Genomic DNA, 11,308 nt, shown 5'->3' with positions numbered 1-11,308 from the left:
GCAGACTCAACTTCCAAGTGCAACCCCTTTCGAGGGTCGGCAGGGATTCGTACAAAAAACAGCCAAAAGTTGGCTAACACACTGATAATTAATCAGTTTCTAAAGGCGTCTAGCTCTTTGATCGTTCAAGAATTCGTCTGGAGAAATCGATCGGGGCCACCTCGCGCTTCAGATCCAGGGTGTAGTCCCCGAACCGGTTGATGTGGCTCGTTCGATACGGCGACAAGCCGGCCAGCACTTCCGGACTGATGTGGGTGCCATCGTCGCGCAGTTCCGCCAGTACTCGCGTCATCTGTTCCACGTTATGCAAAATGACCAGGTTGGCCACCAACTGGTTGTAGCGCACGATTTTGCGCTGCTCGTGCTGGACGTTCTCGGCGATGATGCCCTCCCCGCCGAAGAACGCCCATTTGACGAAACCGTTGAACTCTTCGCTCTTGTTGGTGGCGGCATGGATGGTTTTGCGGACTTCGACATCATCGATGTAACGCAGCAAAAAGAGCGTGCGCACTGCTTTGCCCAGCTCACGAAACGCCCAGTACAGTTTGTTCTTGCGGCTGTAGGTGCCGAGCCGGCGCAGGATCGTGGAGGCCGTGATCTTGCCGAGCTTGATCGAAATGGCAACCCGCAGCATGTCATGCAGATGCGTCTGGATCAGCTTCCAATCGATGCTCTCGCCAAACAGCGCCTGGATATTCTCGTACGTGCGCCCCGGCTCGGGCCGGGAGAACACCAGATCCTTGATGTTGCGGATACGTGGCATCAAGTTGATGCCCAGCAGGTGTGCCAACCCAAAGACCGGGAAGCTCTGCGCTTGGGTGTCGCCATGGATCGTATCGGGCTGGATGTCGGATTGGTTGGCCAGCAGCCCATCGAGAATGTAGACCGCCTCGTGCACCCCGCACGGGATGAAGTGACTGAACAAGGCGATGTATTTATCGGACACGTGGTAGTAGCCGATGCCGCCATAGCCGCCGTAGCGGATGTGGTATTCCGATAACAAGTTCTGCTCGTAGACACTCCACTTGGTGCCATCGGCCGAGGCACTTTTGCCACTGCCCCAGTAACTGGGCAGCTCGAACTTGTTGTACAGGTTGATCACCTCGACGATCGCCCTATCCAGTGTTTCATCGGTGACGTATTTCAGGTTCAACCAGGCGATCTGACGTCGGCTGAAGCCTTTGACCGAACGCGCCGTTTGGGTGGGTCCCAGATTACAGCCATAGCAGAACAGCGTGGTAATGACCCGCCGCAGCAGCTCATCTACGCGGGCATCGGTGCCGGCGATGGGCCGGAAATGCACGTGCAGATCAAGCCAGCGTGTCGTATCGACCAGGATTTCGACGATGCTGGTGGACGGCAAGCGCTCGGTAATGGCGCTATCCACGGCCGCGATGGCCTGAGTGACCTCGGCGCGCTGCAAGCGTTTGAGCACCAGGCGCCCATCGACCACGCTTGCGTGCAGGTTGTCCGGAAACCGTGCATCCACGGCATCGGCCGTGCGGGTTAGCTCGGCGCGCATTCCCTGCACGAAGTCCAAAGCTTCCGTGGCGATGCCCGAAACCTCGCCATAAGCATCCAGCTCCTGCGCGAAGGTGGCTTCATCGACCAATTGCTCGCGGTAATCGTCATAGCGCTCACCGTGCGGAATGTACAGGTCACCGGATTTGAGTTCGTCCTTGACCTGCGCCAGTACCGCCAGCTCAAAATACTTGCGGTGGATCCACCCAGGACGGGCGGAGACCAGCGTTTTGGGAATGACGTGCTTGCGCCAGACGGCCGATAGCCAAGTTCTGGAGCAGACGGATAAACAGATCGGCGGCATCATCGAGCGTCTTGCGGTACTGCGAGCGGATGAAGATCGCCGCAAGCGCGTAACGCTTGGTCGGGACCAGCTCGGCCAATTCGCCGGCATCCAGTGCCCGAGCCATGGCCCGAAACTGTTTGAGCTTGGGGACCGAGACATCGATCGGTGGCAGTTGCTCGGCCAACGTGCGCAGGCGCTGGATGTGCTGCAGGTAGTGGCGCACCTCCTTGTTGGTCGGCCGCTTGGGTTCGCGTTTGAGCGCGTGCCAGCCGCTGTGAGAGCTGCCCGGTGGCGTTAATAGCAGCTCATCAATCAAGGCGCGCATCGTCGGCGTCAAGGCATCGCTGATGCGGCGGTAGTGCGTGTCATGCACCTGTTCGCGAGCGGTGATCGCCAACTGCTCCAGCGTGCTGAATGCCGGCAACTCAAAGCGGTGATGCACCAGCTCTTCGAGCATCACATTCACGATGTCGGGCACGATGTGTTTGGTGTGGGCGGCGGTTTCGGCCACGCCGCTTAGCCAGTGGCGCGCGGCGGGATCGAGTGGTCGGACATTGAGGAAGGCTCGCAGTTCGGACAGGTGGCCACGCTTGGCACCGGAGCTGTCGTAGCTGGCCAATCGCTCGGCAGGCACGCGACGCATGCCCACCGCCTGAGCTACGTGCTGCACGATGCGTTCGGGGATTGCCGCCAGCGGCGTGAAGTAACCCAAGCGCTGGAACAACTTCAGGTGTAGCGGCAACGCCAACCGGGTCGCCGGCCCGGTGGCGATGCGCCGCACACACTGCCACTCGGCCTCGGTGGGCGTGTAGATGTCCTGCAGTTCTTTGGCGGTGGGATCGGGTTTGAGACGCGGATAGGCGGTTTCATGCAACGTCGTCATGCGCGTTTCGGCCTCGCTAGTCCCAGTGGCGGCCACCGACTGGATCGCGCAGCGCGACCGTCAGGAAGCATTGGTGGTTGTCGGCGATGCGGTGCATCTGGTCAAGCAGCATCGCGATCGCACCTCGTGGATTCCTTGAGCGCTTGGCTCCAGTACCGAGCGTCGGCGAAAAGCGCGGCCAAGGCGTCGATGTCCACTCTACGCCGGCTGACCGGGCTGGCTCGGAAAACGCGTCGCTCAACGCGACGGGCCGGGGCACTGCGCCAGCGCATCCCGCAGGTACTTGAGCCTCTCCTGCTCGATGGAGGTGTTGTACGCCCTGCGCATGCCTGCCGCCTCGATCTCCCGGAAATTCTGGGCGAAGCTCTCCTCCAGTGGTTCCCGGATATGCACGGGAAGATCGTCGAAGACGTCCTTCGACGTCGTGTGCTGGAAGAAGCGCGCATCGAGCACGTCGGAGCCGCGCGCGATCGTGACGTTCACGTCATTGATGGTATCGCCCGTCCCGACGATCTTCCCTCCAAAATTCTTCTTGTGGAGATCCACCATCAAGTCACCGGCATCCGCCATCGCCTTCGCATTCGCCAGGGCGAAGATCTTGCAGTTGACGACATCCTTCTGCGTGCCCGTGTTGAGGATGGTCAGCGCCGCGTTCTTGACGCCCTTCAACGCGGCGGTCATGACGGCCAGCGTGTCGGTGCATCCACATACGCTGTCGACCGCCAGGACGGACACCTTGCCACGACCTCCCGACACGTCCACCGCCGCTCACCCCGCCCGGTATTGACTATAGCTTGCCGCAAGGCATCCGGCTCGGATGTCGACGCCTCGAAAACCTTCACATCGAGCTTGGGGTGGATGTGATTCTGGGCCGCCACCATCTGTGGCTGGAGCTTCTGATCGAGTTCGGCCGCCGGATATTGTTTTCCTTGACGCTCGGCGTGCTCCAGCGCTTGAATGAAGTCCTGCAATTGAGCCGCGAGCGTAGGTCCGGACGACGACGAAGGAAGGGACGCTCGCCCTGCCATGGCGCCGGTGCCGGAGGGACGGGCGGATGTCGCCGAGCGGGCCCGCCTCGCTCGGGGAGAGCCGAGTGCCGCCAAGTCATGCAGGCTGGGTGACATGGACGCCTCGGGAGATGAAGGCGTAGAGGGCGTGGTCTGCTCTGTGGCGTGGGTTGGATAATGCTCAGGTGAACCTGCCACGGGTGAACCTGCCACGCTCGGCTTTGAAGCGCATAGACCGATCTTGATCTCCTGCAGTGACTGTAGAAGCAAGTTTGGCGAGTAGTTCTCCGATTCGCGTTGACTTACCGAAGTCATGGCTGGGACGGCGAAGCATTGACGCGGGGGATTCCCGAGCCTTCACCCAACGCCAGATCATTGGCTTCCTGGCGTTGCACCGGCTGAGATGGCCTTTTCGTGAACGCTTGGACATCTTCGGTCCAGCGCGCCTGCAGGCTTTGGTGCTCGGCGGCCGTCAGGCGCAGCGCGTCGAGCTCGCGCTGTTGGACATCTGCCCGCTGCCGTGCCTGCATCAGTTCCCGCTCCAGGCGGGGTATGGCGTTCCAGCCACTGACCATTGTCGTGGTTGAGCTGCATCAGGTCGTCGTTCTTGGCGGTCAAGGCGTCGTTGGCCTGACGCAGTGCGACCTGTAGCTCCTGCACCTGATGTTCGTGCCGTCGCTGCTCCTGCTCGCGCTGGTCCTTGACCGAGGTGCGGTAATGCTCCAGTGCTTCCCAGGCGTGTTCGTGCTTCTGTTCAAGAGAGCGCGCATGGCTTTCATGCTCGGCCAAGCGAACGGTCAGGCCGGAGATCCGCTCCTCCAACTGGGCCAGTTCAACGACGCGGCCGGCCAGGTCCCGCTTGGCCGCTTCGCCCGCCTCGCGTTCGGCCTGCAGTGCTGTCTCGGAGCGCTGCAGCTGCGTCCTGAGCGAACCCGCCTCTTGCCGGGCCTGCTCCAGCGCTTGGGTGCGCTCCTGAAGCTGCGCCTGGAAGCGCTCCTGGGCCTGCGCAACGACCGCTTCGGCCTCGGCGTGCAACCGCTCGGCAAGGCGGGCGACGAGGTCGTGGAGTGCGTCGCTAACGGCCATCTTCGCGCCGGGGCTCTGCCCTTCCTCGTCTTCCAACTCCCTCAGCTCGCATCCGGATCGGTACACCCCGACCCATCTGGCGACTGGGAGAGACGATGATCAGCGTTGCGCGATACTTGGAAGCCGCCACCCGACCTGACACTGAACGCGCTTACGCTGCGGCGATCCGCCATTTCGAGGTCGAGTGGGGCGGCCACCTGCCGGCCACCGCCGACAACGTGGCGCGCTACCTTGCCGCCTACGCCGGCCAGTTGGCGATCAACACGCTAAAACATCGGTTGGTGGCGCTGGCGCAGTGGCACCGGGTGCACGGCTTTGTCGACCCGACCCGGGCGCCGGTGGCGCGCCAAGTGCTCAAGGGCATCCAGACCCTGCACCCGAGCGTCGAAAAACGCGCCACGCCCCTGCAGCTCACCCAGCTGGGCCAGGTGACGACATGGCTGGAAGACGCTGCGGCCGCGGCCCAGTCTCGCGGCGATAGCGCCGCAGAGCTGCGGCATTTGCGCGATCGTGCCTTGCTGCTGCTCGGCTTCTGGCGCGGCTTCCGCGGCGATGAACTCACCCGTCTACAGGTGGACAACCTGCGCCTCGTGCCTGGCGAAGGCATGACCTGCTTCCTGCCGCATAGCAAGGGCGATCGCCAGCACGCCGGCACGACCTACAAGGTCCCGGCGCTGTCGCGATGGTGCCCGGTGGCCGCGACTTCGCGCTGGATCGCGGCGGCCGCGTTGACCGACGGCCCGGTGTTCCGTGCGATCGACCAGTGGGGTGGTGTCGCCGACACCGCCTTGCACCCCAACAGTCTGGTGCCGCTGTTACGGCGCATCTTCGGTGAGGCCGGCTTGGCGTCACCGAACGTCTACAGTGGGCATTCGCTGCGGCGCGGCTTCGCCGGCTGGGCCAACGCCAACGGCTGGGACGTGAAGGCCCTGATGGAATACGTCGGCTGGCGTGACGTGCACTCGGCGATGCGTTACCTCGACGGTGGCGATCCATTCGCCCGGCAGCGCATCGAAGCCAGTCTGACGGAAACGCCCGCGGTGCCAAGGCCTGCAACGACCTGAGGGTGCTGGATGGCGTCGATCGAACGGACTGCATACCCGCAATTCAAGCGAAACCCGGTCGTCCGCGAACTGGTTGCGGCCTACACGCCAACCGACGCTGAGGTGGCCTTCGTTGCCGAGTACACCCGGCAGCCTGCGCACCGCCTGACGCTGACGATCCTGCTCAAGACCTTCCAACGGCTGGGGTACTTCCCCGTGTTGGACGAAGTACCGCCGGCGGTGGTGCGCCATATCCGCGGCGCGCTGAAACTGCGCGTGCAGGTCAAGCCAGCGAATCTTGCCAACGCCTCGCGCTATCGCTACTACCGCCGGATCCGCCAATTCCTGCAGGTCCGGGCCTACAGCGACGGCGGGCTGAAGATTGCGGCACGCGTGGTATACGAAGCCGCCGCGGTGATGGATAACCCGGCGGACCTGATCAACGTGGCCATCGAACAGCTCGTGCGTGATCGCGTCGAGCTGCCGGCGTTCTCCACACTGGATCGCCTGACCCGGCGCATCCGCACGCTGGTCAACGGGCGCTATTTCGCCCAGATCGATGCTCGGCTGACCGTCGACGAAAAGCAGCGCCTTGAAGGCCTCCTGCAGGTCGAAGAGGAGCGCAAGAAGAGCCCGCTGCACGCGATCAAGCGCCTGCCCAAGCGCTCTTCGCTGCAGCATTTCCAGGAGTTGATCGACCATATCGCCGAACTGGGCGAATTGGTCGGCAGCGAGTTGCACCTCGCGGGCATCCCGGAGGTCAAGCGCAAGCACTTCGCCGCCGAGGCGCGAGCATTGGATGCTTCCGAACTGCGCAAGTTTCGGCCCGCCAAGCGCTACGCCGTAGTGGTGTGCTTGATCCACCGGGCGCGGGTCCAGACTCGCGACGATCTCGCGGAGATGTTCATAAAGCGCATGGGGAACATCCACAACCGGGGCCGAGAGGAACTGGAGCGGCTGAGGGCGCGCTATCGCGAGAAGACCGAAGCGATCGTGGCGACGATGTCGGATGTGGTCCGCGTCCTCGACCATCATCCCGGCGACACCGAGGCGGGGTGTGAAATCCGCCGCCTGGTCAACGCCCACGGTGGTGTGCAGCCTTTGCAGGCCGACTGCAACGCTATTGCGGCGCATAGTGGCGACAATCACTTGCCGCTGCTGTGGCCGTTCTACAAAAGTCACCGCGCCACCATCCTGCGGATGGTGCGCATGCTGGACTTGGCCTCGACCACGGAGGACCGCTCGCTGATCGACGCGATCGAGCTGATCCTGACGCAGGAACGAACCCGCGGCGATTGGCTGGAGGAAGCGGTCGATCTGGCGTTTACCACCTCCCAACCCTTTTCGACGAATTCGGCGATCGTGTCATACACCGTCTCGGCAAGTATTTCTGAAGCCTCAACGAAGCCGATGTCATCAAATACATCGGAAGGAACAATTCTGGCCTCATCCATGCCTAGCGCCTGGGGCCAATCGTAATCCCCACTAGTTATCGTTCCGACCGATTGAGTAAAAACACCATCAAAAGCCGTAGTGGCAGGAAGACCGACATTTTCAACATAACTCCGATAGCTTCTTTCAATCCGAGCTGACTTGGGCCAGTCGGGAGTGCTCTCCAGCACCAGCAGATAGTTATTAAGGTGTGCCGATGCAACACTATCGAAATACTGGTCGTAGGCTGATTCGCCGGCCGTATTTTCCCAATGCTGACGAACCATCTCATTCATGAACTCGCCGTAGAAATCGGAGGGCTCACCTGTGACATTGGCCGCGTCGTCAGCGTACGTATCCCCCCACTCCGCTAATTGCCGCCAAGCATCCGCATAGCTTCCTTGCTGTTGAAGCGACCTCAATGTATCTAATTGTCCTTGACTCAGATTGTGAGCTGCCATGACTCCATCTCCGCAGATTCGTTAATTGATGTAATTACTTGACCCTGAATTCCTCGATTCTTTTATCGACATCCCGATCAATCTCTCGCCATGACATAAGGTGATACATTGCGAATGTGTACTCAATCTGCAGGCCGTCATCACTTATCTTTGTCACGCTGCACGAAGGTGATGAAGCATCCATCCGCGGACACTGCAGCATGAAGTACTCACTTTCACCCTCTTTGATGTAGACATCTGAGCCTTTTCTTTCATCACTTCCCCCCTGGTTATCCAAGAAGTGGGTCAAGCCTTCCAGATCGCTTGAAAGCAGTCGCAATCTATTCGTGCTTTTCATGCGCCCAAGATACTCATCCATCGGATATACCGATGCTTTAGGGCTTATCAATATGTCGATCTTGTTCCCATGGCCGAGTCTCTCAAATTCTGCCCTCGTAGATTCCTCATATGGATTTACCCCTGGAATCAATCCGGTGATTGAGATGGCTCCCACCTCAGTGGATTCATCTTTCGGATTCGGCCACCTGTTTTTTCTCTTCAAGAAATCAACGTAGTGGTAGCCAAGCGGCACTTCATACTTCTTCCCAGCAAGCGTGTACTTGACGGGCTCATTCAGATCAATTTCCGCGCTCATGTTTCCTCCGCAACTGGGAAGGAAAATAGCCAGAAAGACGGCGCACTGCCGCCAATTGCCTATTACCCTTAAAGATGAGAAATTCACCAATACCTCCAATTTGACGTATACAAATAAAATATCGGTGCCAGCATATAAATGTTAGCAGCATGTTCATCTTTCTCGCATCCCCTCCCCCATGTGCTGCCGCAACGGGCTCAACAGATAATCGATCACCCGCCGCTTCCCGGTCTTGATCTCCGCGCTCAGCGTCATGCCGGCGCTCATGCTCATCACCACGCCATCGATCGCCAGCGTGCTGCCGTCCCGACGGATTCGCGCCGGGAACACCAGGCCCAGATTCTCGTTCTGCGCCGCATCGTGGGAGACGCTGACGACCTTGCCGATCAGGTCGCCGTAGCGGGTGTACGGGAAGCTCTCGACCTTCACCGTCACGTGCTGACCTGGACGCACGAAACCGATGTCCTTGTTGAGCACGGTCGCCTCGACCTCCAGCGCCTCCTGCGGCACCACCGCCAGCAGTTGCTGCGCGGGAGTGACCACGCCGCCCACCGTATGCACGGCCAGCTGCTGGACGGTACCGTCCACCGGGGCACGCAGGGTCATCAGCCGGTCGCGCTGGCCGGCCTTGGCCAGTTCCGGGGTGGACTGGGCGATCTGCTGTTCGGCCTTGCGCAGCTCGTCGAGGGTCTGCTGGCGAAAGTCGGCGACCAGCACGCGCAGCTCTTCCTCGGCAGCGCTCAATGCCGAGCCGATTTCCTGCAGGCGGTTGCGCTGGGTCGCCAGGTCGCGCTCGGCGGCGAGGCGCTCCTGCTCGCGCACCAAGTACTCATGCCGCCCCACATACTTGCCTTCGACCAAGCGTCCATAGTCATCAGCGCGCATCTTGGAGATACGCGCCGACTCGGCCAGCGGCTCGATCACGTCGCGCGTAGTCCGCAGTTCCGCCCGACGCTGGGCGATTGCGGCCAGAAGATTGTGGCGCTTGGCCTGGAGCGCATCGAAATGACTGGTAGCCAAGGCCTGCTCGGCGACGAAGCGCTCGGCCGGCACATCCGGCGCTGGAGGCAGGCGTGGCGTCACTCCACGATCGATGGCTGTGGCCAGTGAGCTCAGGCGCAGCGCGGCCAGCCGCGCCGCGCCCAGCGCCTCGCCGGCCTGGGCGAGCTCGGCACCGGTGGTCGTGGCATCCAGCTCGATCAACGGCTCACCCGACTTCACCTGTTGGCCGTCGCGCACCAGAATGCGGCGCACGACCGCGGTCTCGGCGGGCTGGATGACCTTGGTGCGTGAGTCGACCACCATCTTGCCAGGCGCCACCGCCACAGATGTCCAGCTTGCCAAACACTGCCAGCAGGGCCTCCGCGTCAATGCCTTCGTCGTCCCAGCCAGGACTTCGGTGAGGCGAAGCGAAACGGAGCGCTCCCCGCTAAACTTGCTTCTACAGTCACTGCAGGAGATCGACATGGGTCTATGCGCTTCAAAGCCGAGCGTGGCAGGGTCACCTGAGCATTATGCAACCCACGCTACAGGGTCGCCCTCGCCGTCCGAATCACCGCTGTCATCGCATAGGGACTCGTCTTCCTCCTCGACCAGTGCACTGCGCGACGCTTTACCTTCCCCGCCGCGTCGCGCGGCTTCTCCCGAACCGCAGGGCTCACCCAATTGGCAAGGGGCAGGATGGTCCGGCCATGAAGGTTTTAGCGACTGGTCAGAATACCAGGACAACTTGCATGACTCAGCCCATCAGTGGCAAGGCGTATCTACCGGTGAGTACCCGGCCGCTCCTGCCGATATGTGGTCTCGGCCCGCCTGGAACCCTTATGCCACCTTTGACACTGGCACAGCTTCTTCGCACTCTCAAGCAGTCCAAGGAACTGCCACAAACTATCTGCGCGGTCCAGCGAAGTATTCCAAGCTTAGCTCAGAAGAACAAAGCTTAGTTGGTGCGGCGCGCTGGCCAGACGATGCACCTGGGCTTAACATTTCTAACAAAAGCAATACGCAAGACAATAAGCGATATTGCAAAAGCTTATATAAAACATCGCGCATTGCTGGTGGCTCCATAGCTTCTGGCAAGATTAATAGTTTTAATGATCTTTGGCAAAAAGCAACACAATGGCGCTTATCTAGAATCCCTTCCGGTGACGCATCAAAAGGCGACTTCGCTGCGGCGCGCATGCCCAATACCAGATTCGTTACTTCTTTGAGGCGACCATATCACTCAGTGATAGAGCGTGTTAGAAATCATCCTGATGCGGAAACAGAACTATACGAAGGAGAATATTTCAACGGAATTGAAGTCAAGGTGTATCGGCAGTATGGAGCGATTTCAGGGGAAACTATCCCAATGACGACAGTCAGTGCGGCTGTGGATGATAATGCCATTAGTGCGGGGCTGCGCAACCTTCCGAAGGATAAACGCCAGCAGGTAAGAGAGAGTATGGCAGCTTCACATCCTAACATGATCACTCACACTGACGCAGAATATGTTCAAACTATAAAAGATCATCTAGAGTCTCTGTACTTACAAGCGATTGATCCCTCGCTTGAGAAGCATGAGGCCTTGGAGTTAATAGCGCGACTGCACTGGTGGGCAGCAAGTGCAGCGCCAGATAAGCGCGGCAGTGCTGCGAAAGCCGAATTCGCGGCAAGATCAATCGCCTCAGCTCATGGTATCGAAATGCCCCCATTCAGACATGGAATAGTTCCCGATATCGAGGCAATGCTTAGATCTGAGAGCCAATTTCTTTCTGATTATCCTAATTTTTTGAGCGCCCCCCATTTTGAGGATCGGTAGGGATTCGTAAAAAAAACAGCCAAATCTTGCCCGACACCTGAAAAGTGAGGAGTTATCACTCTGCTTTTCCGGCCCGTCGCACGATATCCGCACGCTGTCTGGCTCTATGCGCACTGCCCATCGCCAGCGCCGCAAAGCCTGAACGGGCTGGTAGAG

Annotated in this window: 3 protein-coding genes and 5 pseudogenes; 3 read left to right on the top strand and 5 right to left on the bottom strand. The window is 60.1% G+C overall.

What is annotated here, in order from left to right; genetic code table 11:
* Positions 1-109: 109 nt before the first annotated feature.
* The 3 pseudogenes from FZ025_RS19705 to FZ025_RS22555 form a co-directional block, all read right to left on the bottom strand.
* Positions 110-2,690: pseudogene (locus FZ025_RS19705) on the bottom strand (Tn3 family transposase).
* 237 nt (positions 2,691-2,927) lie between these two features.
* Positions 2,928-3,937 (bottom strand): annotated as a pseudogene (locus FZ025_RS19700) (YopJ family acetyltransferase).
* Positions 3,938-4,116: 179 nt separating this feature from the next.
* A pseudogene (locus FZ025_RS22555) lies at positions 4,117-4,849 on the bottom strand (DNA-binding protein); the annotation flags it as partial.
* 29 nt (positions 4,850-4,878) lie between these two features.
* Between FZ025_RS22555 and FZ025_RS19685 the strand changes: the two are divergent.
* Both FZ025_RS19685 and FZ025_RS19680 read left to right on the top strand, forming a co-directional pair.
* A pseudogene (locus FZ025_RS19685) lies at positions 4,879-5,829 on the top strand (site-specific integrase); the annotation flags it as partial.
* Positions 5,830-5,856: 27 nt separating this feature from the next.
* Positions 5,857-7,158 (top strand): annotated as a pseudogene (locus FZ025_RS19680) (DUF4158 domain-containing protein); the annotation flags it as partial.
* Between the two features lie 594 nt (positions 7,159-7,752).
* On the opposite strand, the gene FZ025_RS19675 reads toward FZ025_RS19680, so the two are convergent.
* Together FZ025_RS19675 and FZ025_RS19670 are read right to left on the bottom strand one after the other, a co-directional pair.
* Positions 7,753-8,352, bottom strand: coding sequence for a hypothetical protein (locus tag FZ025_RS19675; RefSeq protein ID WP_046981741.1), 600 nt, complete (start codon positions 8,350-8,352; stop codon positions 7,753-7,755).
* Positions 8,353-8,505: 153 nt separating this feature from the next.
* Positions 8,506-9,819: an HlyD family type I secretion periplasmic adaptor subunit gene (locus tag FZ025_RS19670; protein WP_158185600.1), complete on the bottom strand. Its 1,314-nt coding sequence runs from the start codon at positions 9,817-9,819 to the stop codon at positions 8,506-8,508.
* Positions 9,820-10,081: 262 nt separating this feature from the next.
* Between FZ025_RS19670 and xopAH the strand changes: the two genes are divergently transcribed.
* The gene (gene xopAH / locus FZ025_RS19665) at positions 10,082-11,152 is read left to right on the top strand and encodes a XopAH/AvrB family type III secretion system effector (protein WP_244292408.1); all 1,071 of its coding nucleotides are present in this window, start codon (positions 10,082-10,084) and stop codon (positions 11,150-11,152) included.
* The last annotated feature ends 156 nt before the right edge of the window (positions 11,153-11,308 follow it).

The sequence above is a fragment of the Xanthomonas hyacinthi genome (genome assembly GCF_009769165.1).
Lineage (GTDB): Bacteria > Pseudomonadota > Gammaproteobacteria > Xanthomonadales > Xanthomonadaceae > Xanthomonas_A > Xanthomonas_A hyacinthi.
This window is presented reverse-complemented; position numbering and strand designations above follow the sequence as displayed.

Excerpts from the sequence above, each read along its gene's own strand:
- FZ025_RS19670 (WP_158185600.1), bottom strand. The coding sequence starts at position 9,819 with ATGTCGATCTCCTGCAGTGACTGTAGAAGCAAGTTTAGCGGGGAGCGC.
- FZ025_RS19675 (WP_046981741.1), bottom strand. The coding sequence starts at position 8,352 with ATGAGCGCGGAAATTGATCTGAATGAGCCCGTCAAGTACACGCTTGCT.